The sequence below is a fragment of the Actinoplanes sp. G11-F43 genome, from assembly GCF_050589265.1.
Lineage (GTDB): Bacteria > Actinomycetota > Actinomycetes > Mycobacteriales > Micromonosporaceae > Actinoplanes.
Genome location: NZ_JBNZCE010000064.1, coordinates 1 through 23614, shown reverse-complemented (window position 1 = coordinate 23614; position 23614 = coordinate 1). Strand labels below are relative to the sequence as shown.

Annotated in this window: 22 protein-coding genes and 1 riboswitch; of the genes, 12 read left to right on the top strand and 10 right to left on the bottom strand. The window is 72.3% G+C overall.

Going from position 1 to position 23614, the window contains the following annotated elements:
• Positions 1-886: 886 nt before the first annotated feature.
• From ACQ0O7_RS43675 to ACQ0O7_RS43660, 4 genes are all read left to right on the top strand, one after another.
• Positions 887-2593, top strand: coding sequence for a WD40 repeat domain-containing protein (locus ACQ0O7_RS43675; protein WP_430791824.1), 1707 nt, complete (start codon positions 887-889; stop codon positions 2591-2593).
• 9 nt (positions 2594-2602) lie between these two features.
• Positions 2603-3649 carry a cellulose-binding domain-containing protein gene (locus ACQ0O7_RS43670; protein WP_430791823.1) on the top strand — a complete coding sequence of 349 codons (1047 nt, stop codon included), beginning with the start codon at positions 2603-2605 and terminating at the stop codon, positions 3647-3649.
• A gap of 75 nt (positions 3650-3724) precedes the next feature.
• Positions 3725-4084, top strand: a complete 360-nt coding sequence (locus tag ACQ0O7_RS43665) for a hypothetical protein (RefSeq protein ID WP_430791822.1) — start codon at positions 3725-3727, stop codon at positions 4082-4084.
• A gap of 99 nt (positions 4085-4183) precedes the next feature.
• Positions 4184-5182, top strand: coding sequence for a questin oxidase family protein (locus ACQ0O7_RS43660; RefSeq protein ID WP_430791821.1), 999 nt, complete (start codon positions 4184-4186; stop codon positions 5180-5182).
• A 65-nt stretch (positions 5183-5247) separates the two neighbouring features.
• On the opposite strand, the gene ACQ0O7_RS43655 is transcribed toward ACQ0O7_RS43660, so the two are convergent.
• The 5 genes from ACQ0O7_RS43655 to ACQ0O7_RS43635 all read right to left on the bottom strand — a co-directional run bounded on the left by ACQ0O7_RS43655 (position 5248) and on the right by ACQ0O7_RS43635 (position 9324).
• A complete protein-coding gene (locus tag ACQ0O7_RS43655; RefSeq protein ID WP_430791820.1) occupies positions 5248-6513 on the bottom strand; it encodes a DUF6973 domain-containing protein in 1266 nt (421 codons plus the stop codon).
• Complete coding sequence (locus tag ACQ0O7_RS43650) at positions 6510-6824, bottom strand: hypothetical protein (RefSeq protein WP_430791819.1); 315 nt, start codon at positions 6822-6824, stop codon at positions 6510-6512. The genes ACQ0O7_RS43655 and ACQ0O7_RS43650 overlap by 4 nt, the downstream gene beginning before the upstream one ends.
• Positions 6825-6887: 63 nt before the next feature.
• The gene (locus tag ACQ0O7_RS43645; RefSeq protein ID WP_430791818.1) at positions 6888-7889 is read right to left on the bottom strand and encodes an NAD(P)H-dependent glycerol-3-phosphate dehydrogenase; all 1002 of its coding nucleotides are present in this window, start codon (positions 7887-7889) and stop codon (positions 6888-6890) included.
• A 3-nt stretch (positions 7890-7892) separates the two neighbouring features.
• Positions 7893-8624 carry a hypothetical protein gene (locus ACQ0O7_RS43640; protein ID WP_430791817.1) on the bottom strand — a complete coding sequence of 244 codons (732 nt, stop codon included), beginning with the start codon at positions 8622-8624 and terminating at the stop codon, positions 7893-7895.
• A 10-nt stretch (positions 8625-8634) separates the two neighbouring features.
• On the bottom strand, positions 8635-9324 hold the full coding sequence (locus ACQ0O7_RS43635; protein ID WP_430791816.1) for a hypothetical protein: 690 nt from the start codon (positions 9322-9324) through the stop codon (positions 8635-8637).
• Between the two features lie 527 nt (positions 9325-9851).
• On the opposite strand from ACQ0O7_RS43635, the gene ACQ0O7_RS43630 reads away from it, so the two are divergent.
• On the top strand, positions 9852-9977 hold the full coding sequence (locus ACQ0O7_RS43630; protein ID WP_430791815.1) for a hypothetical protein: 126 nt from the start codon (positions 9852-9854) through the stop codon (positions 9975-9977).
• A 179-nt stretch (positions 9978-10156) separates the two neighbouring features.
• Here the strand turns inward: ACQ0O7_RS43630 and ACQ0O7_RS43625 are convergent, their stop codons facing one another.
• Positions 10157-12124, bottom strand: coding sequence for a cytochrome c oxidase assembly protein (locus ACQ0O7_RS43625; protein WP_430791814.1), 1968 nt, complete (start codon positions 12122-12124; stop codon positions 10157-10159).
• Positions 12125-12177: 53 nt separating this feature from the next.
• On the opposite strand from ACQ0O7_RS43625, the gene ACQ0O7_RS43620 reads away from it, so the two are divergent.
• The 7 genes from ACQ0O7_RS43620 (at position 12178) to ACQ0O7_RS43590 (ending at position 17599) form a co-directional block, all read left to right on the top strand.
• Complete coding sequence (locus tag ACQ0O7_RS43620) at positions 12178-12399, top strand: hypothetical protein (protein WP_430791813.1); 222 nt, start codon at positions 12178-12180, stop codon at positions 12397-12399.
• 27 nt (positions 12400-12426) lie between these two features.
• On the top strand, positions 12427-13185 hold the full coding sequence (locus tag ACQ0O7_RS43615) for a formylglycine-generating enzyme family protein (protein WP_430791812.1): 759 nt from the start codon (positions 12427-12429) through the stop codon (positions 13183-13185).
• A 217-nt stretch (positions 13186-13402) separates the two neighbouring features.
• A complete protein-coding gene (locus tag ACQ0O7_RS43610; protein ID WP_430791811.1) occupies positions 13403-13639 on the top strand; it encodes an RNA polymerase subunit sigma-70 in 237 nt (78 codons plus the stop codon).
• Between the two features lie 120 nt (positions 13640-13759).
• Positions 13760-14833: an AAA family ATPase gene (locus ACQ0O7_RS43605; RefSeq protein ID WP_430791810.1), complete on the top strand. Its 1074-nt coding sequence runs from the start codon at positions 13760-13762 to the stop codon at positions 14831-14833.
• On the top strand, positions 14830-16047 hold the full coding sequence (locus tag ACQ0O7_RS43600) for a vWA domain-containing protein (protein WP_430791809.1): 1218 nt from the start codon (positions 14830-14832) through the stop codon (positions 16045-16047). Before ACQ0O7_RS43605 ends, ACQ0O7_RS43600 begins: the two co-directional genes overlap by 4 nt.
• Positions 16044-16745: a hypothetical protein gene (locus ACQ0O7_RS43595; RefSeq protein ID WP_430791808.1), complete on the top strand. Its 702-nt coding sequence runs from the start codon at positions 16044-16046 to the stop codon at positions 16743-16745. Before ACQ0O7_RS43600 ends, ACQ0O7_RS43595 begins: the two co-directional genes overlap by 4 nt.
• A 269-nt stretch (positions 16746-17014) precedes the next feature.
• Entirely contained in the window at positions 17015-17599 is a 585-nt protein-coding gene (locus ACQ0O7_RS43590; protein WP_430791807.1) for a GrpB family protein, read from the top strand.
• Here the strand turns inward: ACQ0O7_RS43590 and ACQ0O7_RS43585 are convergent.
• From ACQ0O7_RS43585 to metE, 4 genes are all read right to left on the bottom strand, one after another.
• Entirely contained in the window at positions 17589-18341 is a 753-nt protein-coding gene (locus ACQ0O7_RS43585) for an ABC transporter permease (protein ID WP_430791806.1), read from the bottom strand. The two genes, ACQ0O7_RS43590 and ACQ0O7_RS43585, sit on opposite strands and share 11 nt — an antisense overlap.
• Positions 18338-19261 (bottom strand): ABC transporter permease, encoded by a 924-nt coding sequence (locus ACQ0O7_RS43580; protein WP_430791825.1) that lies wholly within the window; start codon positions 19259-19261, stop codon positions 18338-18340. Before ACQ0O7_RS43580 ends, ACQ0O7_RS43585 begins: the two co-directional genes overlap by 4 nt.
• Positions 19262-19263: 2 nt before the next feature.
• On the bottom strand, positions 19264-20790 hold the full coding sequence (locus ACQ0O7_RS43575; RefSeq protein WP_430791805.1) for an ABC transporter substrate-binding protein: 1527 nt from the start codon (positions 20788-20790) through the stop codon (positions 19264-19266).
• Between the two features lie 62 nt (positions 20791-20852).
• Positions 20853-23093, bottom strand: coding sequence for a 5-methyltetrahydropteroyltriglutamate--homocysteine S-methyltransferase (metE, locus tag ACQ0O7_RS43570; RefSeq protein ID WP_430791804.1), 2241 nt, complete (start codon positions 23091-23093; stop codon positions 20853-20855).
• Positions 23094-23190: 97 nt separating this feature from the next.
• A riboswitch (cobalamin riboswitch) is annotated at positions 23191-23395 on the bottom strand.
• Positions 23396-23614 lie beyond the last annotated feature (219 nt).

The window sequence follows — 23614 nt, the reverse complement described above, 5'->3', positions numbered from 1 at the left end:
GGCCATTCACCATCCTCGGCCTCACCGGATGATGTTGAAACGACCGTGGGCGACCGCCAAAGCGAAGGCCCATACGGTGGTGAAATCCTCCGAGAGTTCAGCCAGCCTGCCACTCACAGCGGGAAATGGCCGAAGCGGTACGGAGCCGCGCAGAAAAGTTGAGGAGGTGGAAAGTGTAAATTTGCGGATAATTTGGCAAATTTGCGGGCGAGGCGAGCTGCATGCGGAGCAGGCAGGGCAAGGCGGGCAGTCGGGCAGTCGGGCAGTCGGGCAGTCGGGACAAGATAAGCAGGGCGGGCAGGGCGGGCAGGGCGGGCATGCGGGACAAGGAAGGCAGAGCAGGCACGGCGGGCAGGGCGGGTAGGGCGGGCATGCGGGACAAGGAAGGCAGGGCAGCACGGCGGGCAATCGGAGCAAGGCGGGCGAGGCAGATAAGGCGGGCAGTGGGGGCAGGAAGGGTGGGTGGGCAAGCGGGCAGGTTGGGTGGGTGGGTGGCTGAGAATGCTGCTCAAATCGGTTGAAACGGCCGCGATCGAGGGGGTGGCGGGCGTCCGGGCGGGGCTGGGCGCGGGCGCGGGCAGGGCGCGGGCAGGGCGCGGGCGCGGGCAGGGCGCGGGCGCGGGCAGGGCGCGGGCGCGGGCAGGGCGCGGGCAGGGCGCGGGCTGAGCTGGGTGTGGGCTGGGCTGCGGTCGGGGCGTGAGCGCTTCGGTGCTTTGATCTGTTGATGATCATCGAGTACGGGTCGGGGGCGTTCCGGGTTTCGAGTCGGCTGGCTCGGTTTGATGGGGGCGGGGATGGGCGGACACTGGTCACCGCTGGTGGTGGGTGGGTTGAGGCGGTTGATCTGGGCACCGGGGCGGTCACCGGCGGGCCCCGGGTCACCGCGATGGCTGTGTGCGGGGACGCTGTCGCGGTCGCGCCCGCGGAGCGGACCGGTGTCGTCGTCCTGCTGGGGCTGCCTGACCTGACCGCACTGTGGGAGTTCGACGCCGGTGGGCCGGTGCATCTGCTGGGGGGCGGTGGGGCGACGGTCGCGGCGGTCACCGGGGACCCGTACACACTGGTTTTGAGCTTGGACGGGGTGACCCGGCGGATCGCACTGCCGGACAAGGCGGCCTGCCTCGGCGTGTCGCCGGACGGGAAGTTCGTCGCGGTCGGCACCGATCGGGGGCGCACCGGGCAGGTGCTGCTGGTGGACGTCGTGGCCGGCGCGGTCCGGCACACGCTGACCGGGCCGCGCGCGCCGGTCGGCGGGGTGCTCGTCGACGCCGGGCACGACGTCGTGGTGGCGGCGGCCGGGCCCCGGGTGCTCGGGTGGGCGGTGAGCGCGCGCAAACCGAAAGCCACGAGCCTCTGGGTGTCACCGAAGGAGGGCGCGTCCCTGGCCGGACTCACCCCGGGCGGGCGGTTGATCGCGTACGCGCGACAGGCCTCGACCGTGTCCGTCGACCCGATGACGGGAGCCGTCGACTGGGAGATCGACTCGTACGGGCCGGCCCTGGTGCACGGCGACCGGGTGATCTCGGCCCGGTTCCATGACTGCCGTGAGCTGGATCCGGCGACCGGGGCGATCCGGCACACCTGGACCCATCGCGGGTATGTGAACCGCCTGTCCGCCGCCGGGGACACCATCGTGGGCAGTGGGCTCGGTTCCCGCCCGATGCTGTTCCGGCCGGGTGCGCCGGGGATCCCCGAGCTGGGTGACGGGCACGTGCGGGAGGTGGTGGCGGTCGCCTTCGACGGTGAACGGTTCGTCACCTCGGGCGCCGACCAGCGGGTCTGTGTCTGGGCGCGGGGGAACCCGGAGCCGGAGTTCACCGCGTTGCTCGACGACTCCGCGGGGGTCAGCCGCCGGCATCACGGTGTCGCGCTGGACGGTGGCACGGTGTTCGCCGGTTCGCGTTCACGGGTGGTGCGGTTGGCCGCCGGGGACGAGTCCCGCAGCGAGCGGCTGGACGGTGACGTGGTCGCGGTGGTGTCGATGCCCGACCGGGGCGAGGTGCTGGTCGCCTGTTCGAAGGGTTATCGCAACGGCGTGCTGTACCGGCTGGACGCGCGCACCCTCGAGGTCCGCGCCCGGGCGAAGGCGCCGCATGTGCTCGGGGCGCTCGGGTACACGCCGGGATCGTCGAGGTTCGACATCCGCTGGGCCACCGGCGTCCGGACCCTGGAGATCAACACCTTCAAGGACATGATCGGGTACGAGTACCCGGCGCACCGTCCCGAAGTCCACCTCACCGCGGACCACCAGCTGGTGGTGTATGTGGACGCCCACCGGGACACCGCCACCATGCGTTTCCACGACATCGCCGCGCGGGCCGCGCGCCACGAGCCGGTGGTGATCCCGGCGCTGGCCGGCGAGTCACGGATGTCCGGCACCGGCCTGCTGGCCACCGTGCACGCCGACGCGATCCGCCTGTGGGACGTCCAGGCCGGGGCGTTGGCCGCCGAGTTGCCGCTGCCCACGTCGCCGGGCTGGGGTGCGGTGCCGCACTGGTTTCCCGGCGATGCCGCGATCCTGCTGACCCACGGGTCCGGCCTGATCCGGGAGGTGCCCCTTCCCGAAAACGTTTTCGGCGCGCATATTGATTGATGCTCGCCGATGAAAACGGGAGGGATCATGCGCAGACTGCTAGCCGTCGCCGCCACCGCCGTGCTCGGGCTCACCACCGCCGTACTCGCGCCCGGGGTGAGCGCCGCCGCGGCCGGGTGCCGGGTGGCGTACACCATCGGGTCGCAATGGTCCGGAGGTTTCGGCGCGGACGTGACCGTGACCAACCTCGGCGACCCGGTCAGCGGGTGGACCCTGCGCTGGACCTTCGGGGCGGGCCAGACCGTCGGCCAGGCCTGGAACGCCGGCGTCACCCAGAGCGGGGCCACCGTGACCGCCGTCAACGTCGCCTACAACGGATCCCTCGCCACCGGCGGCAGCACGTCCTTCGGGTTCAACGGATCGTGGACCGGCAGCAACCCGGCGCCGGGATCGTTCACTCTCAACGGCACCGTCTGCACCGGCGGCGTCACCTCCCCCAGCCCGTCACCGTCGACCGGGACACCGCCCGCCAAGACGGTCCGGGTGTTCTGGCTGCGGCCGGCCGACGTGCCGTACGACCAGCGCTACCCCGACGGCATCGCCGCTGTGATGCGCGAGGCGCAGCGCTACTACAAGCAGGAACTCGGCAAGACCTTCACCCTGAACGAGCCGGTCGTCGAAGTGGTCACCGGCGACCACGACCAGAACTGGTACATCACCACCGGCTGCACCGGCAGCGACCACTACTGGTGTGTCGTCGGCAACATGCACCAGGAGCTGATGCGCCGGTACGGCATCGCCAACCCGGACAACCGCTGGCTGGTCGTCGGCGAGATCAGCGCCGAGGAACCGAACCGGTCCGGCGGCGGCGCCAGCCCCGGCTGGGTGGTGCTGAGCGGCCACGACGCGGACGGCGCCGCCGGCATCAACGGCCCGATGAACCGCTGGTACGGCGGCATGGTCCACGAACTGGGCCACGCCTTCGGCCTCCCCGACTCCACATCGACCGACGGCACCCCCATGTCGGCCTCGTTCTACTCCTACCCGAACACCCACTTCAGCCAGGCCCAGAAGAACGCGATCCTCTCCGGCCGCTACGGAACCTTCCTGTCCTGACGAACCGGCCATGTCGCTGCTGCCCGACCAGCCGGTTCGGTGACCGGGACGCCGTCAGATCTGCGAGTATCAATCATGCGCTCGAAACGGTGGAACGATGTGGATCCGGTGGCGGCCGCGGCTGCCACGATCACGGCCGTCATGACGGTGCTCTACCTGACGCTCCTCAACCAGGAGGGCGACGGGCCGGCGGCATGGTTCGTGACCGGCCTGGCCGCGGCGGGACTGCTCGCCGGCTATGGAATCGCTCGGGCGACGCCGAGCCGCCGCGCGGCCCTGATCGCCGCCGGCGTTCTCCTGCTGGCACTCGGTCTCCTGAGCCTGCTGTCGATCGGTCTGCCCATCATCGCCGCGGGGGTACTCGCCCTGGTGGCCACCACCCGTGGACGAACCGGCACGCCCCGTCCGCCCGCGGGCCGATCGCCCTCGGAGTGACCTGGAGGGGTTCACGCTCATCGGTCCGGCCACCCGCCTCCAGGGTCGGCTCGATGTGACGCTTGACCTCCACCGGACTTCACCGTGCAAGCTCGCGGGATGAGTGTCGACGAGGTCTACGAACGGTTGCGCCACACCGGACCGGAACGCGACGGCTGGCTGTCCAATCACGCCCCGATGGCCGCCGAAGCCCTGATCCGGCACGGGCAGGAGGCGATCGTCCACCGGTGGCTGGACGGGTACGCCGACCGCCTCGAGGCCCGGCCCCGCGGCATCAGCCCGATCCTTCCCGCGCAGTGGCGCGAACCCCTCGGTGACCCCACCCGGACCGGCGACTGGCTCACCTACTTCGACCGCGAACTCGCCCTCGCACCCTGGCCCGACGTACTGGTCACCTGGTGGCCGCGGCTGCTGCCCGGGATCGCCGCCGGCGCCACCCACGGGGTGATCCGGGTCGGGCACGCGGTCCGCTCCCTGCTGGACGCCACCACCCCCGCGCGGGTCGGTGAGCTGGCGCAGGGGCTGGCCTACTGGGCCGGGCGCTGGCAGCCACTCGCCCCGCCCGGGGCCGGGCCGTACCCGGCGACCGACCCGCGGTCCGCGCTGGACGCCGTGCCGCGCGTGCCCGACCAGCGCTCCGGTGCCCGGGAACGCCTGGCCCAACTGGCCCGCACCCCCGGCTGGGCGGCGGCGTCCGGCAACGTGCCCGGACCGGACACGGCGTCGGTACGCGCCCGGCTGGAAGCCATCGTCGAGGCCGCCACCCTGCGGCACGGCACCCACGGGCACGCCTCCCCGATCATGCTGGTGCACGCGGCCACCGCGCCGAACGCCGTACTCCGGGTCCTGCCGGTCCTGCCGTCGCGGTTGTGGCCGCCGAGCCTGGAAGCGGCGTGGACGGCGACGGCCGCGATCACCGCCGCCTACTCCCCCGCCGAACCCCGCCCGCTGCCGGCGCCGTCCACGGTCACCCCCGGCGAGCTGATCGAACTGGCCGCACGGAGCGGCGACGAACACGCGATCAAGTTCGCCGACACCGCCCTCGATCTCCACCCCCGGGTGCTGGCGTCGGCCCGGCACTCGGTCGGGATGTTCTGAACCGGCATGCCGGGTGGCCGTCCCGGGCCGCCGGCCGCGCGGACATCCACCGGTTCGGTCGCTGATCAGTAACCGACATCGTCTTGCGGGCGGCCGGGCCGCTGGATCGGCCGCGGGTCACCGGTGTCGCCCCGGGCGACCTGATCGCTGTACGCCAGATCACCGGCCTTGTCGACGACCACCGTGCGGCCGGAGTCGACGGCCTCCCGGATCAGGACGGCCAGCTCCTCCGGTGACGCGCCCCGGTTCGCCACCGCGATCTGCCGGCCCACCTCGTTGTTGTGCAGGTCCATCGCCTCATCGGCGGCCGTGTGATCCGGAACCGCCTCGTGCGCGGTGGTCATCTCCCGGGCGAAGTCCACACCGAACTTCGCGGTCAGCAGAGCATTCCAATACGCGTGCCGGAACGCATCGGTATGACCGTTCTGGATGTCTTCCGGGAACTGCGCGTTCGCCGTATCGATCGCCGTCTTCCGGATGTCGTGGAAGGCGATCTGGTCGGCCAGCGGCATACCCCGCAGGATGCGTGCCTCCGACGGGGTGACCTCCTGCGGCTCGACGACACCCAGATCCAGCAGCAGGCCACCGCTCGGATACCGCTGTTTCGGGCCGTCCGCGGCCACCTGATACTCGTTCAGGATCTGCTCACCGGGCTTACGGGCGTCCGGATCCAGTTTCGCGGCCTGGAACACCTCCTCCCGCAGACCCGGCGCGGTGGCGATCACCCGTGCGGTGTTCCCGCTGTCCGCCAGAAGATCCGGCAGGAGATCCCGGGCCGCCCGCACCGCGTCCAGCACCTTCACCCGCGCGTCACCCTCAGTCGGGATGGCCCGCGTGTAACAGCCGTCCGCCTCACGGAACAGGTAGTCGGCCTCATCCCGGACCGCCTCCCGCCGCTCGTCGATCTCCGGCCCGCCCAGCGCCGACGGCCCGACCAGGAAGTCCCACTGCGCCATCGGGCCGGCCGCGCTCAGCCCGGCGTGCGCGGCCGTCAGCGGGGCGATCAGCTCACCCAGGCGGCGCTCCAGCACGATCCCGGTGTTCACCAGGTCCTTCGCCGACTGCTGGGCGGAACGGTAGTTCTCCAGGGCGGTACCGGCCCGCCGGTAGCCGATGCCCAGCTTCGTCGCGATGTCGACGGCCTGACCGAGCCGCGTCTCATACCGCTCGGCGGCCTCCCCCTCCCACTCGACCGTGCCGACCAGCCCGTCCAGCTCCGGCAGCCCCGACTCGATCACCCGGGCCACCCGCTGGAAATCCTCGGCGGCCATCGCGGTGTACTCCGGTCGCATCTCCTCGATGTAGAAGACCTGATCGCGGAAGGTGGTCACGGCCGGTACTCCGGTCCGGTGAGGATCTCGTCGATCTCCCGGGCCGCCGCCCCGTCCGCCCGCCGATAGCCGGCCGACGCCGCGGACAGCTTCGTCGACAGCGCGGCGAGCAGGGCCACCGCGTCCGCGTACTGGTCGCCGGCGAACGCGGCGAAATCCAGCACCGCCGCGGCCACCTCCGCGGGGCTGCGCGGCGCCCGCATCCGTTCCGCCTTCGACATCTCCGGCCGGCCCGCCTGATAGAGGCCGGCCAGCTCCAGCAGCAGGTTCGCGCCACCGTCCAGAGACGGCGGCCGTGCGTGCACACTCATGTGGTCTCCCCCCGCCAGGAATCGACGCCCACCACGGTATGCACCCCCGGCAACCCGGCCCGATCAGCCCGGTTCGGACTCGTGGCCGGCCGGATGGGAACGGAGCAGGCCGTCGTACGCTCGGGCCGCCGTGATGTCACCGGTGATCACCCGGTGGATGGTGCGGGTGATCGGCATCGGCAGGCCGTGCCGGTCGGCCAGCTGGACGGCGGCGTGCACCGTCTTCACGCCCTCGGCGACCTGGCCCATCTCGGCCAGGATCTCCGCCAGGCCGCGGCCCCGGCCCAGCTGCTCGCCGACGTGCCGGTTGCGGCTGTGCGGGCTGATGCAGGTGGCCACCAGGTCGCCCATCCCGGCCAGGCCGGACAGGGTGGCCGGCTCGCCGCCCATGGTCACCGCCAGGGTGGTCAACTCGGCCAGGCCGCGGGAGATCACCCCGGCCCGGGTGTTGTCGCCGACACCCAGGCCCTGGGCGATGCCGGTGGCGATGGCCACCACGTTCTTCAGGGCGCCGCCCACCTCGCAGCCGATCACGTCGTGGTTGGTGTAGACGCGCAGCAGGCCCCGCCGGAACACCCGCTGGATCTCGGTGGCGACGGTCAGGTCCTCGGTGGCGATCACGGTGGCCGCGGCCATCCCCGCCATGATCTCCTTGGCGAGGTTGGGGCCGGTCAGGGCGGCCGCCGGATGCCCCGGCAGCACCTCCTTGATCACCTCGGTCATCCGTTGCAGCGAGTCGCGCTCCAGGCCCTTGCTGAGGCTGACCACCGGGATCCACGGGTGCAGGGCCGGGCGGACCCGTTCCAGGGTCTCCCGGAAGGCGCCGGTGGGTACGCCCACCACCAGCAGCTCCGCGTGCCCGGCCGCCTCGGCCAGGTCGGCGGTCGCGCGCAGCCGCTCCGGCAGAGGGAAGCCGGCCAGATATCGCTCGTTGGTGTGCTTGGTGTTGATCTCGTCGGCGGTGGCCTCGTTCCGCGCCCAGATCAGCGACTCATGATCCCGGCGGGTGAGAACCGACGCGACGGTGGTGCCCCACGAGCCGGCACCCAGAACGGTGATCCGCATGATCTACCCCCTCGTCGGCACCCTATCGGAACGCGCCCCCGCCCGGCGGGTCGTGCGAACCGTGTCCCGCCAGGCGATCCAGGCCGTCCACAGGCGCGGTGACCGGACCGGTTCGCCCCGGCGGCGCCGGCGCAGCTGGCCGATCAGCCACTGTGGGGCGTCGATCCGCTCCACCGCCTCGGTCTTGGTGATCAGCGTTCCCGTGGCGAGCGTGTGCCGGCCGCGGGCCATCGAAGTGAGGCCGAGGTCGGCGAGGACCGGGTCGAGCCAGATCCACGGTCGCCGGGCCGCCCACGTCCAGTAGCCGGTGAGTTCGGCACGGCCCGCCGCCCGGATGTCGTCGGCGGTCATCGGCGAGAACAGATCGCGCGGTTCCCGCCCGTACACGGTCCGCCCGAACGTCAGCAGTTCGGCCCGAGTGACCGCGGAGACGATCCGCTGCACCAGCATTCCATGAGTCCAGGTCGGGTGCGGCCGGTCGACCGCGGCGAGGTGGGCGGCGTCGAGGTAGGCGCAGCCCAGGTCCCGGACCCGCTCGTCCCACCGCTGATGCAGCGCTACGAGGGTGGCCTGCCGAGCGGCGTCGACCGGGCCGTCGGTCACCGCGATCAGGTCGAGGTCGCTGACGCCGCCGATGTGGTCACCGGACGCCAGCGACCCGGCGATCAGCAGGTCGGTGACCCACCCGAGCGACGCCAGCTCCTCCCCGAACCGTGTCACCTGCTGGAGCACCATGCGCCCGAGCCTAGATGTTGAGTGTGTCCTGGTAGTCCGGGCCGAGGCGGCTCTCCGCTTCGCGGCGCAGGTCGGTCCAGTAGACGACGGCCTCGGCGAACAGGCCGTCCCGATAGAAGCTGTTGCCCGCGCGGAACACCACCTGGTGCAGATTCCCGCCCCACATCGCGTCCGGATGGGCGCCCCACACGGCATCGACGTTGACTCGTAGCAGCTGACCGAGCCCACGGTCGTGCTCGTCGTCGGGCCAGAACGCCTCCAGCGCGTCCGCGGCCGTCTGTGCACTGGCCAGGCAGCGTGCCGGGTCGCCCTCCCGGACCGTTCGCTGCAGCAGCTGATGCACGCGCAGAACCCGCCGGGGACCGTCGGTCAGCCGGGCCAGGCTGAACCTGCGCAGACAGGCGATCCCGTCCAGGATGTCGTCGACGGATGTCTCCCGGCCACGGCGCCCGGCGACCGCCTCCCGAACGGCCGGGCCGGTGAACAACTCCACCGGAATCCCGTTGGAGTCGAGGACCGCGGCCAGGTCGAGCAACGGTCCGGCGGCCCCGGTGGGCTGGTGACCGTGCGCGGCCGTCGTGGACATCCTCCACAGGGTCGTCAATCCGGCGCGCCGCGACTCGTCCGGGGTGAACTCCTGGACGCGCACCGTCGTACGCCCGTCGTCGCTCAGGATGGCGTCCCGGCGCCGTGTGGGCACCAGGACATCGCCGTTGCCGGCCGGGGCCACAGCCGGCCCCTTGGAACACATACGTCCGCCCCGTCCCCTCGACCAGGTCGGCATCGGACAGGACGCTTCGGGGCTGGCACGGCACAGCCGGCCGCACGACCGGACCGGACCAGACGGGTGACCGCGCCGCCAGGTCGAGATCCCGCAGCATCCGGTCGAGATGGCGGCGCCAATCGCCCGGATCGAGGCGCAGATGCGGTGCGGAACGGTGAATGGCCGGAACGATCTTCCGGATGAATTCCCAGTGGAGGGAGTGACCGGTCTGGAAACGATCATGAATGGTCGCGTGCGGGATTCCGGTGCGCTTTTCGAGGTCTCGAAAGGATGGTTTGCCGCACTGCTGCCGCCACGCCTCGAGTCTCGTGGCACAGTCTTTCCTGCACTCTCCCTGTCCGGGTCTGTCCAGCACAGACACGGACACGCGCCGATCCGTGAGAATTGAATGAGCCTCATGTCACCTCGGTTCATTCAATTTGATCTCGGCAGGAGTCCCGGTCATGTGGCCGTTCGATCCACTCGATCTTATCGCCGCTCTGCTGAGCGCCGTCGCAGCCGCACTTTCCATCGCCCACCGTGTGCGTTCCAAGAATCGGCCGGACGACGACGGCGACAAGAAGAACTGATCAGATACCGGCGGGCACGGGCTGGTCCAGGGCGGCCGGGCGGGCCAGGTGGTGACCCTGACCGTTGCGGACTCCCGCGTCGATCAGGGCGGTCAGTTCGGCCTCGGTCGCGATGCCCTCGCCGGCGACGCTCCTGCCCGGTGACCACGCCGTGGGAATCGGTCGGACCGACGCCCGCCTTAGTGCCCACTCGGTAAGCGGGACAGGTACTCGTTGTAGCGTGCCAGTTCGTCGTCCTCCCCGGCGGCCAGGGCGCGGTCGGCGGCCCGGTCGGTACGGGCCTGTTCGCGTTCGTCGCTGCGGATCCACTGCCGGACCAGCACCAGCAGGATGGCGGCGGCGGGCAGTTCACCGAAGGCCCAGGCCAGCCCGGCGCCGAGGCGCTGGTCGTCGAGCAGCGGCGCGGCCCAGGTGGGGTGGACGGCGGTGTACCAGTCGAGGCCGATCACGGTGGTGGACTGGAGCAGCACGAACCCGAAGAAGGCGTGCGCGACCATGGCCAGGAAGTGCACCAGCACGAGCATCGCCGGGTGGATCCGGCGGCGGCCCGGGTCGGTGCCGATCAGCACCCAGAACAGCAGGTAGCCGGCGATCACGAAGTGCGCGAGCATGGCCAGGTGGCCGAGGTGGTAGCGCATCAGGGTGCCGAGCAGGTCGCTGAAGTAGAGGCCGTACAGGCTGGCCACGTAGATGCCGAGGGCGACCAGCGGGTGGGTGAGCACCCGGGCGATCCGGCTGTGCAGGACCACCAGCAGCCATTCGCGGGGGCCGCGGACGCGGGGGTCGGCGGGGCGGCGCAGGGCCCGTAGCGCCAGGGTGATCGGGGCGCCGCCGACGAGCAGGATCGGCACCACCATGGACAGCACCATGTGCTGGATCATGTGCACGCTGAACAGCACATACGCGTAGCGGGCCACGCCGAGGCAGGTGATCGCGGCGAGCAGCAGCAGGCCGCCGGTGAACGAGGCGGTGCGGGCGAGCGGCCAGTGGTGGCCGGCTTTGCGGAGGCGTACCACGCCGGTGAGGTAGGCGGCGATGCCGGCGACCGTGACGGCCAGGACGAACATGTCGGGCAGCGGTTCGCCGAGCATCCGCAGGGCGGTCGGCGTCTCCGGGGCGGGGAAGCCGAGCAGTTCGGTCATCGGATCCGGTTCGGCCTCGGTCAGCGGGGCCGGGCTGCGCGACAGCGCCACCGCCAGGCCGACGGCGGCGCCGAGCACGGCGAGTTCCCCGGCGGCCAGGCGCAGGAAGGCGCGCGGGCGGCCGTCACGCAGCGCCGGCAGGCAGTGGGCGCGGTGGGCGGCGCCGATCAGGCCGGCCAGGGCGAGGGCCAGAACCTTCACCATGACGAGTACGCCGTACGCATGGTCGAGCAGTGCCGTCCACGAGCCGAGCCGCACCGCCGCGTTGGCGATCCCGCTGACCGCCGTGACGACGAAACAGGCGAGCGCGAGCCGGCTGTACCGGGCCACCGCCTCGGGGAACGCCGTGGCCCGCCGGACCAGCAACAGACCGCCCAGCCCGCCGATCCACAGTGTGGCCGCCAGCACGTGCAGCACCAGGCTGGACACGGCGAGCTGGTGGTCACCGGCCCCGGAGGCGTGCCCGGTGAACGCCGGCGGCACGATCGCGGCCAGCGCGAGCAGCGCGACGACCGCGGCCAGCCCGCGGGACACCCCGGCCCGGCTGAGCAGCACCACCAGCAGGATCAGCCCGGCCTGCCACATCAGGGCCTGCCCCTGGGAGATGGACAGCGCGAACCCGGCGACCGGCATCAGCTCCAGTTCCGGCACCGGGACACCGAGCACGTCGGAGACGGTGAACAGCACCCGGGCCAGCACCACCAGCAGCCAGGCGGCGGCCAGCCAGGTGGCCCGGCGCATCAGCAGCCAGCCGTGCGCGGACACGCTGCGCCCGTCGCCGGGCAGCAGGAACGCGGCGGTCACCAGCACTCCGGCCAGCAGCACCGCCAGCAGGTCGGACATCGTGGTGACGGCGGGCAGCGCCCACGGGGTGACCGGTCCCGGGCTGGGCAGTCCCGGAATGACCGAGGTGTCCACGCCCCCGGCCCAGACGAGCGCCGGCACCAGCCCCACCGCGGCCGCCCCGACGACCGTCGCCGACACCGACCGTGTTCCGAACTTCACTGTCAGACCCCTCCACCCGCGGTTACCCCGAGGTGGTCGATCACCGGGCCGGGATGGTTCCCGCGGACACCGGACTGTTATCTCACCGGATCATCCGATGCGGTCCGGTTTCCGCGCCCGCGCAGACCAACGGCGAACTGGCGCTGAACCCGGACCCGCGGCGGCTGGTGACGGCCGAGGCGGTCGCCGCGGCGGAGCGGGCCGAGGCGATCGGCGCCTCGGTGTGGCAGCCACCGGCCCGGGCCGCCGCGCTGGCGGCGGGCTGCCCCCTCTGATCCGGGCCGCCGGTAGTGTGCCGCGTCATGTGGAACAAGACGCTGATCGCCGGGCGGCCGGCCTGGGCGCACGTACCGTCCGGGGTGATCTTCCGGGAGGTGCCGGGCGGGACCTTCCGGATGGGGATGTCCGAGGCGGAGGTGGAGGCGGTCCGCGCCATCGAGCGCGCCGGTGGCGCCGAGGACGACCTCGATCCGTTCTTCGAGTGGACCGCGGACGCCCAGCCGGTCCGGGAGGTGCGTGTGGAGCCGTTCCTGATCGCCCGGCACCCGCTGACCGTCGAGCAGGTGCGGCACTGGCTGCCGGATTACCAGGACGACTACGCCGACGCGGACTCCGGCACCGCCCGCTTCGAGGACGGCGCCGACGAGTTGCTGGAGGTTCTGCCGTTCCGGCTGCCCAGCGAGGCGGAGTGGGAGTATGCCGCCCGGGCCGGCACCGCCACGCTGACCTTCCGCGGCGACGGCAAGCCGGGCGAGGACCAGGTGCTCCACGATTTCGGTGACGAGAAGCTGACCACCGCCGCCGAGAACGCGTTCGGTCTGGCCGCCATGGGCTCGGCCGCCGAACTCTGCGCGGACGTGTGGATCCCGGGCTTCAAGGGCGCTCCGGCGGACGCCCGCCCGCGTGTCGGCGACGGCCCGCGGGTGGTCCGGGGCGGTGCCGCCGACGTCCACCCGTGGCAGGGCTGCGACGAGTGGACGCTGCTGCTGTCCGCGGCCCGCTACGAATACGGCGAGTTCGCGGCGATCCGGCCGGTAGCCGCCCTGCCGTCCGCCGGGTAGCCGGCCCACGGGGCAGCCCTCCCGTCCCACCGACACGGTCACCCCCGAACCACCACCAACCCCGCGTGCCGAGATGCGGTCCGATCCGAACCAGAACGCACCACGCGGGCTGTGGCCGGGGCGACCGCATCCGGCGCCGGCCCACGGAACCGCGATCGCGCGCAACCGGCGTCAATTTGAGTTGACGACCCCGTCGGCGTCAACCTACGATGACGGCGTGGAGATCGACCGTATTGCCGTGCTCGTACAGGCTGTCAGTGGTGACGACCCGGTCGCCTCGCTCGGGGCTCTCGCCGAGCTTCGCCGGGAGATGGAGCGCCGGGAGGCGGTGCTGGTGCGCCGCGCCCGCACCCAGGGCCGCACCTGGGCCGACATCGCCGTGGTGCTGGGCGTCTCGAAACAGGCGGTGCACAAGAAGTACGGCGGTGGCGGCCTGTTCCGCAACGAGAAGTAACGCGAAGTAACGCGAAGTAACGCGAAGCAACCAGAAGCAGGTAAGCCATAACGCGCAGGCGAGCGGCCCGGAAACCGGCCGCACGCCCGATGCACGCTGCCCGGAAATGGGGATGACGCAGTGATTCGACAAGCCCTCGCGGTAGCCGTGACCGCGAATCTGCCGGTGATCCTGTGGGGCGCGCCGGGCACCGGCAAGACGTCCGCGGTGACCGCCCTCGGCGCCGCCGCCGGACTGCCGGTCGAGGTGGTGGTCGGCTCGATCCGGGAGCCGAGCGACTTCTCCGGTCTGCCGGTGCTGCGTGACGACGGCACCTGGTTCGCCCCACCACGCTGGGCGCAGCGGCTGGCCGCGGCCGGTGCCGGCCTGCTCTTCCTGGACGAGTTGACCACCGCGCCGCCGGCCGTGCAGGCGGCCATGCTGCGGGTGGTGCTGGAACGCACCGTCGGCGACCTGACGCTGCCGGACACGGTGCGGATCGTGGCCGCCGCGAACCCGCCGGATCAGGCGGCCGACGGCTGGGATCTGTCGGCGCCGTTGGCCAACCGGCTGATCCACCTGAACTGGCGGGTCAGCGCCGAGGACGTGGCCGAGGGTTTCGCCAGCGGGTTCCAGACTCCGGAGTTCGATCTCAAGGACACCGCCGGGCCGGCCGCGGTGGCCGGGGCCCGCGCGCTGGTCGGGGCCTTCCTGCGGGTCCGCCCCGAGTTGGTCCTCGCGGTGCCGGACAGCCCGGACCGGGCCGGCCGCGGCTGGCCCAGTCCGCGCAGCTGGGAGATGGCGGCCCGCGCGCTGGCCGCCTGCGAGCACGTGCGGGCCGGGGAGGCGGTGCTGGCCGATCTGGTGCTGGGCGCGGTCGGTGAGGCGGCCGGGTTCGAACTGCTGTCCTGGCGCCGCAACCTGGATCTGCCGGACCCGGCCACTCTGCTGTCCGATCCGGGCGCCCGCCTGCCGGAACGCCTGGACCGCCTGCACGCCCTGCTCGGCGCGCTCGTCTCGCACGTGCGCTCGGACGGCGGCACGGCCACCTGGGAACAGGCCTGGACGGTCGTCGCCCGGGTCGCCAGGACCACCCCGGACGTGGCGGCGACCGCGGCCCGCGCGCTGGCCGGGGCCCGCCCGGACGGCGCGGCCCTGCCCCGGACGATGCTGGAACTGGCGCCGGTGCTGCGGGCGGCCGGGCTGCTGCGATGACCGTCGACGAGCGGATCGCCGCCGCCCGGCTGTGGGCCGCGCACCGGGCGCCGTACCTGGCGTCCGCGGTGTTCGCCCTGCGCCCGGTGTATCTGGAGGCGGCCACCGATCCGCCGGTGCCCGACCCCGAGTTCCGCGCCTTCCCCACCGACACCCGGTGGAACCTGCACGTCGACCCGGGCACCGCGCTGGCCACCCCGGTCGAGGAGATCGGCTGGTGGATGCTGCACCACGTGGGCCATCTGGTGCGTGGGCACGCCGCCCGGTCCCCGGTCAGGCCCGGACCGGGAGCGGAGGCCCACCGCTGGAACCAGGCGGCCGACGCCGAGATCAACGACGATCTGGAGGCCGAACGGCTGCCCGGCCCGGCCGGGGTGCTCTCGCCGAGCGCGCTGGGCCTGCCGGTGAACCGCACCGCCGAGGAGTACGTGCCGATGCTGGACGTGCTGGCCGACGCGCTCGGCAATGGTGGCCGGGCCCTGTCCGAGGCGATCGACTGCGGCAGCGCGGTGGACGGCATGGACCGCTCGTATCAGGACACCGGCTCCGGTGACGGCCTCACCCACCTCGACCGGGAGCTGCTCGAACGTTCCATCGCGGCCGGTATCCAGGACCGGATCAGCGCCCGCAGCGAGATCCCGTCCGGCTGGCGGCGCTGGGCCACCGAGCGCACCCGGCCGGCGATCGACTGGCGGGCCCGGCTCGGCGCGATGATCCGGCGCGGGCTGAGTACCACGGCCGGCCAGGTCGACTTCAGCTACGCCAGGCCGTCCCGGCGGGCCGGGGCATACCACGGGGTCATCCCACCGGCGATGGTGCGGCCGGCGCCGGACACCGTACTGGTCATCGACACCTCCGGCAGTGTCACGAACGACGTGCTCCGCCTGCTGCTCGCCGAGGTGACCGGCATCGCCCGGCCGTCCGGCCGGCTCCGGGCGATCTGCTGCGACGTGGCCGCCCACCCGGTGCAGACGGTACGCCGCGCCGCCGACATCGAACTGACCGGCGGAGGTGGCACCGACATGCGTGCCGGCCTGACCGCAGCGGCGGCTCTACGGCCCCGGCCCGACCTGATCGTGGTGCTGACCGACGGGGAGACCCCGTGGCCGGAACACCGACCGCCCGCGCACACGGTGGTCTGCCTGATCGGCGACGGCGGGCACGCACCCGCCTGGGCCTCGGTGGCCCGGATCCCGGAAGGAGCGCGACGATGACCCCGGAACCGTTGCACGAGTGGCAGGAACAGGGCTTCACGGTGGCCGAGGCCCGGCAGTGGATCGACGACGGGTTCACCATCCCGGACGCCCACCGCTGGCGGACGTCCGGCGTCTACACCGCGGTGACCGCCCGGCTGTGGCGGACCGCGGGCGCCACCCCGTACACGGTGGATCTGTGGTTGCGGGCCGGCATGACCCCCCGCGACGCGGTCCAGTGGCGCGAGCACGGATTCACCCCCGAGGAGGCCGCCGACCGGCACCTGGCCGGAGACCGCCCGCACCCGCGCGGCTGGATCTCCCGCCTGCTGCACCGCCGTCCGGGCCCGGCGTTTCCCGACGAGGAACGCTCGCGCAGCATGCGGGAGCTGCTGCGCGCCGGAATCCCGGCGGACCGGGCCCGGGGTTACGTGGAGGCCGGCTGGGACGGCGCCGAGGCACTACCGTGGGCCAGGCTGTCGGTCGAACCCGGCCAGGCGCGGGTGTTCCACGCGCTGGGCCTGTCCGCCCCGGAGGCCCAGCGCCTGGACGGCGACGCGATCACCGTGATGACCACATTCTGGCGCGCCGGGATCCCGCTCGACGAGGTGGCGTCGTGGTGCGGCGCCGGCTTCACCGCCGACGAGGCGTCCCGGATGCGCGCCGAGGGCACCGACGTGGAACAGGCCCGGATCCTGCGCGCCCTGACCGACGACTGACCAAGGTCCGTGCCCACCCGCGGGTCCACGATCAACGGCAACCCCGCTGCGGTACGCCAGTCGGCCCCACCGAAACCGGGGAGCTCGATGACGTCCGATTTCCGTGGGGCCGATCGCCGTACTCCCCCATGGTTGTGATTCTTCTCGCGGACCTGGAGAAACCGGCTGCCGGTGTCGGGGAACGCGCAGAGGGCGACCCGGGCGTTGTTCCGCGGCGGATCGGACGGCATGCCGATAGTCTGGCGGACTTTCCATCCATGGAGGTCGACATGACTGAATACCCGCCGGAAGTCCGCAACCGCCTGCTCGGCACGCCGGAGCAGAACGCGGCGTCCCTGGTCGAGGAGCCACCGCGCGGCTGGCGGCCGGTGGTGATCGAGGATTACGACCCGGTCTGGCCGCAGCGGTTCGCCGCGGTCGCCGCCGATCTGCGCCGGATCCTCGGGGACCGGATCCTGGCGCTGGAGCACGTCGGTTCCACGTCGGTGCCGGGCCTGTCCGCCAAACCGATCATCGACATCGACCTGACCGTCGCCGACAGCGACGACGAACCGGCCTGGCTGCCGGATCTGGTGGCGGCCGGCTTCCACCTGATTCTGCGGGAGCCCTGGTGGTACGGCCACCGCATGCTCGTCGACACCCCCGAGGACCTGCACCTGCACGTCTGGCCGGCGAACGCACCCGAACCGGTCCGGCACCGGCTGCTGCGTGACTGGCTACGGACCCACCCCGAGGACCGTCTGCTGTACGACGAGACGAAACGCCGGCTGTCCCGGGACCTCCCGGACGGCGACTACGGCATGGCCAAGTGCGAGGTCATCGACGACATCCTGAGCCGGGTGTTCACGAGCTGAGCCGGCGCCCGGCGACGGTGGCCAGAGTGGCGGTGAGGACCACCGCGAGGGCCGGGGCCAGCACGAGGTGGGGCGCGTCGAACAGGTGGTCGCGCCCGTCGGCGACCATCGCGCCCCACTCCGGGCTGGGCGGCTGCACGCCCAGCCCGAGGAAGGACAGCCCGGAGACGGTGAGCAGGGTGCCGGCGAACCGCAGCAGCAGGTGAGCGAGCAGCGGCCCGGTGATGTTCGGGGTGATCTCCCGGAACGCCACCCAGAGCGGCCCGGCGCCCAGCGACCGGGCGGCCTGCACGTACTCCCGGGTCTTCTCGGCGACGGTGAGGTGGTAGGCCTGCCGGGCGAACGGGGTCCAGCCGATCAGGCAGACGGCGACCAGGATGGACGGCAGGCCGGGCCCGAGGATGGCGGCGGCGATCAGCCCGACGAGGATGGTGGGCAGGGCGGCGAGCAGGTCGGCGATCCGGGGTACGAGCCGGCCGAGTGGTCCACCGCCCATCGCCGCGAGCATGCCGGCGACGGTGCCGGTGATCGAGGTGACCAGCAGGGTGACGACGGTGAGCCCGAGGGTGAGCCGGGCTCCGGCGAGCAGGCGGGCCGCGACGTCGCGGCCGAGCTGGTCGGTGCCGAGCGGGTGGGCGAGTGACGGCGGCGCGAGGATCGCGGTGTAGTCGGCGGCCAGCGGGTCCGGAAGGAGGACCGGCAGCAGCGCCGCCAGGGCGACGAGGGGCAGCCAGCGCTTCATCGGGCCACCGGATCCAGGGCCAGCTGAACGATCTCGGACACCACTCCGGCGGCCAGGGCGACGGTCACCACGGCGAGGGTTCCGGCCTGGATCACCGGCAGGTCCTGGGCGAGTACCGCGTCGTAGAGCAGCCGGCCCAGCCCGGGGATCCCGAACACCACTTCGACCACCACCGATCCGCCGATCAGCCCGGCGATGAACATGCCGGACAGCGACAGCACCGAGGTGCCGGCCATCCGGGCGCCGTGCCGCCACAGCACCGGCTGCGGGCCGAGTCCTTTGGCGCGGGCGGTCAGCACATGCCGTCGTCGCAGTGCGGCGATGGTTTCGGCGCGGACCAGCTGGGTGGTGAGCGCGGCCGGGTAGACGGCCATGGTCAGCACCGGCAGCACCAGGTGGGCGGGGGTGCCCCAGCCGATCGCGGGCAGCAGGCCGGCTTTCACCGACAGCGCCAGCACGAGCAGCGGAGCGAGCACGAATTCGGGCACCGACACTCCGGTGATCCCGGCGCCGGTGACGATCCGGTCGAGGAGCCGGCCGGGGCGGCGGGCCGCGTACACCCCGGCCGGTACGCCGACGATCAGCGCCAGGGCCAGGGCGAGCACGGTGAGGCCGGCCGAGATCGACAGGGCGTCCGCCACCTGCGGGCCGACCGGGGTACGGGTGACGAAGGACAGCCCGAGGTCCCCGCGCAGGGCGGCGGCCAGCCAGCGAAGGTACTGTTCGGCCACCGTCCCGTCGAGCCCGAACTCGGCGGCGACCCGGGCTTCGGTGGCCGGGTCGGGGACGGCCGAGGCGGTGCGGGCCCGCAGCACGGTTCGGACCGTGTCGGCCCCGGTGAGGCGCGGCAACGCGAACACCAGGACCGACACGGCGGTCAACCCGAACGGCAGCAGCGCGAGCCGCCGCAGGAGCAGCATCGTCACCCGGCGGGCTTGAGCTGCGGCAGGACCGGCCGTACCCCGAGCGGGTCCGGGGTGAATCCGGTGACGCCCCGGGTGCCGGCGGTGTTGTTCGGGTGCACGATCATCACGCCGACGGCCTGGTCGGTGAGCATGGCGGCGGCCTCGGTGAACACTTTCTGCCGGGCGGTGACGTCGGTGGTGGTGGCCAGCGAGGCGACCAGGCTGTCGAACTCGGCCGAGCAGAAGTGGTCGATGTTGTAGCTGCCCTCGCACGTGTAGTCGGAGGTGAGGACGCTGGCGGCGTCGGCGAAGTCGGACAGGTAGCTGCGCGAGTTCAGGAACATGTCGAAGTCCCCGGCGAGCACCTTCGGCTCCTGCGCCGCGTAGTCACCGACGGTCACCTCGACCTTGACGCCCGCCTCGCCGAGCATCGACTGGACGGCGGTGGCCAGTACCGGCATCTCGGGACGGTTCGGGAATGTCCACAGGCGCACGGTGAGCGGCTTGTCCGGCCCGTACCCGGCCTGGGTCAGAAGATCTTTGGCTTTGGCCGGATCCGCCCCGGGCGGCGGGGTCCGGACACCCCACGGGACGGCGGTGCCGAACAGGTCGGCGGCCGGTGCCGCGGCGCCCCGCAGCACCCGCGCGGCCAGGGTGGGGCGGTCGATCGCGGCCGTGACAGCCTGGCGTACCCGCAGGTCGTCGAAGGGTTTCGCGCTCTGGTTGAGCAGCAGTTCGACGGTGCGGGCGGCCGGGTAGGCGGTGACCTCGCCGCCCGCGGCCCGCACCGGGCCGGTGGCGGCGTGCGGCAGGCCCTCGGCGAACTGGACGTCACCGGATTGCAGTGCCAGCGCCCGGCTCTGCGGGTCGGTCACGTAACGCACGGTCACCGTGGAGGCTGCGGGCTTGGCACCCCAGTAGGCGTCGTTGCGCTCCAGGACGGCCGAGTCGGCGCCGTTGACCGATGCCAGGACATAAGGACCGGTCGCGGTACGCGTGACCGTCGGCTGCCTGCCCGGGGCGTACGCCGACGGCGCCAGGATCCCCAGGTTGCCGCTGCTCATCCGCAGGGGCAGCACCGGGTCGACGGCGGCCGTGCCGATCAGGACGGCGTTCGTCCCGTCGGCTGTCACGGTCAGGCCGATGTCCCGGACGGCGCGCGGCGGGGCGGTGACGGTGGAGATGTGGGTGAGCGCGGTGACCACGGCGTCGGCGGTCTGCGGTGACCCGTCGTGGAAGGTCACCCCTTCACGCAGGGTGAACCGCCACACCTTGGGGTCGGCGGTCTGTTCCCAGGCGGTGGCCAGTCCGGGCGCCGGCTGGGCCGAGGGGTCCACGGTGGTGAGCGTCTCGGCGACCCCGAGGGTCATCAGCAGCGCGCCGTCGTCGGCGTCGAAGGCGTACGCCGAACGGGGTGGGAACTGCATCGCCACGGCGATCGCCCCGTTCGTGTCATCGGCTGGTGCGGCACCGCCGGAGCAGGCGCTCAGGGTGAGGGCCAGAACCGTGGCGGCGGTGAGCCGCAGTCGTGCGGGGAGTGTCACGAAAACCTTTCCAGGGGTGGTGCGGGGCGGAACCCGGCCGGGTTCCGCCCCAGGATGGAACCTCAGTGGCCGCGGATCTCGGCGGCGGCCGCGACCAGCAGCCGCAGTGAGGCCTCGGTCTCCGGGTAGGCGCGGGTCTTCAGGCCGCAGTCCGGGTTGACCCAGAGCCGCCGCGCGGGCACGGCGGCGACCGCCCGGGTGAGCGCGGAGACCACCTCGCCGTGGGACGGCACCCGCGGCGAGTGGATGTCCCACACACCCGGTCCGACCCCACGCCGGTATCCGACGGCGGCCAGGTCGCCGAGGATCTCCATCTTCGACCGGGACGCCTCGATGCTGGTGACGTCGGCGTCGAGGTCGTCGATCGCGGTGATCACCTCGCCGAACTCGGAATAGCACAGGTGGGTGTGGATCTGGGTGTCGTCGGCGACCCCGCTGGTGGCCAGCCGGAACGCGCCGACCGCCCAGTCCAGGTAGGCCCTCTGCCCGGCCCGGCGCAGCGGCAGCGTCTCGCGCAGCGCCGGCTCGTCGACCTGGATGACCCGGATCCCGGCCCGCTCCAGATCCACGGTCTCGTCCCGCAGGGCGAGGGCGACCTGGTCGGCGGTGACCGGCAGCGGCTGGTCGGTGCGGACGAACGACCAGGCCAGGATGGTGACCGGCCCGGTGAGCATGCCCTTGACCGGCTTGTCCGTCAGAGACTGCGCGTAGGCCGACCAGGCGACCGTCATCGGCGCCTTGCGGGCCACGTCACCGTAGATGACCGGCGGGCGGACACAGCGGGAGCCGTACGACTGGACCCAGCCGTGGTCGGTGGCGGCGAAGCCGTCCAGGCGCTCGCCGAAATACTGCACCATGTCGTTGCGTTCCGGTTCGCCGTGCACCAGCACGTCCAGGCCGATCTCCTCCTGCAGCCGGATGACCCGCTCCACCTCGGCGCGCATCCGTGCGTCGTAGCCGTCCGCGTCGAGGCTGCCGGCCCGCAGTTCGGCGCGGGCCTTGCGCAGCTCGCCGGTCTGCGGGAACGAGCCGATCGTCGTGGTCGGCAGCTCCGGCAGATTCAGCCGGGCCTGCTGGGCGGCGGCCCGCGTCTCGTAGTCGCCACGCCTGCGGCCGGCCGGGGTGAGCCCGGCGAGCCGGTCGCGGACCCCGGCGTTGTGCCAGGCCTCGGGAGTGGACGCCGGCGGTGCCGGGAGGTGGGCGGTACCGTCGCGCAGGGCCCGGCCCAGCAGCACCACCTCGTCGACCTTCTGCCGCGCGAACGCCAGCCGGTCGTGCAGCTCCGGCGCCAGCCGGGTCTCCACCGACAGGTCGACCGGCACGTGCAGCAGCGAACACGAGGTGGACACCGCCACGTGATCGGCCAGCGCGGTGACGGTGGCGCCGTCGACGGCCGCGGCCCGCAGGTCGGTGCGCCAGATGTTGTGGCCGTCGACCAGCCCGGCCACGATGGTCTTCCCGTTCAGCGGTCCGGCCGCGGCCAGCTCGCGCAGGTTGCCGGTGCCCGCGACCAGGTCCAGCCCGATCGCCTCGACCGGGGTCTTCAACAGCACCGGCAGCGCCGGGCCGAGATCACCGAAACAGGTAGCCACGAAGATCCGCGGCCGGTGCGCCAGCTCACCGAGCCGGATGTACGCCCGGTGCAGGCCGTCGATCTCGTCCGGACTGCGGTCGGCGACATAGGCCGGCTCGTCCAGCTGCACCCACTCCACCCCGGCGGCGGCCAGGTCCGCCAGGATGGTGGCGTAGATCTCGACCAGGTCATCCAGCCGGGCGAACGGATCCGCGCCCTTCGCGAGCAGCAGGAAGGTGGCCGGGCCGACCAGCACCGGGCGGGTGCTGATGCCCAGTTCGAGGGCTTCGGCGTACTCCCCCAGGGCTTTCGCCGGGTTCGCGACGAAGACGGTGCCCGGATCGATCTCCGGAACCAGATAGTGGTAGTTGGTGGCGAACCATTTGGTCAGCTCCAGGGCCGGCTCGGCGTCCACCCCGCGCGCCATCGCGAAATAGGTGTCCAGCTCCGGCAGCCCGAGCCGGGCGAACCGTTCCGGGACCGCCCCGACCGCCACCGCGGTGTCCAGCACATGGTCGTAGTAGGAGAAGGTGTTCGACGGGATCGCGTCGAGGCGGGCGTCGCGCAGCTGCTGCCACACCCCGGCCCGCAACTCCCGCCCGACGGAGTGCAGTGCGGTGGCGTCGATGCGGCCGGCCCAGTAGGACTCGACGGCCTTCTTCAGCTCACGGTTCGCGCCGATGCGCGGATAGCCGAGCACAGTGCTCTGCCCGAATGCGGTGCTGGACACCGGTAGACCTCTTCCCTCGAAGTGGCCGACGGGCACACGACAGGAAGGGCCCTCACACCCCTGGTCCTCCCAAGAGACCGCCGGCGGCGCACACCGGACGGCATGCGCGGCACTGGCAGGTCTTCGGACTCGCGGGCGTCGCACACACTCCTACCGGCCGTCGCTTCCCAGGCTTGCGCCCAGTGCTTGATGACGGCTTTCGTTCCCACTCACCGCTGCGGGGCAGTCCCGGTCTCACACCGGGTTCCCTCTTACGACACCCCACCTGGCAGGCAGGGCGAACCAGCACCGCCGCCCACCCTACCGCCCAGCCCGCCCCCCACCGCGAGCCGAGCTGGTGACAATCCTCGCTCCCCGAAACCCACACCGCCCCCGCAGTCCGCCGGGGCAAGATGCCCACACACCGAGAAGGGCCCCTCTCCCCCACTCCTAGAGAGCCATCCAAAACCTGGTCGACACTCATGAATGTCACGTTGAGTGAGATTTGGGTTGTTGGCCGGGCGTTGGCTGTCCGGAATGGA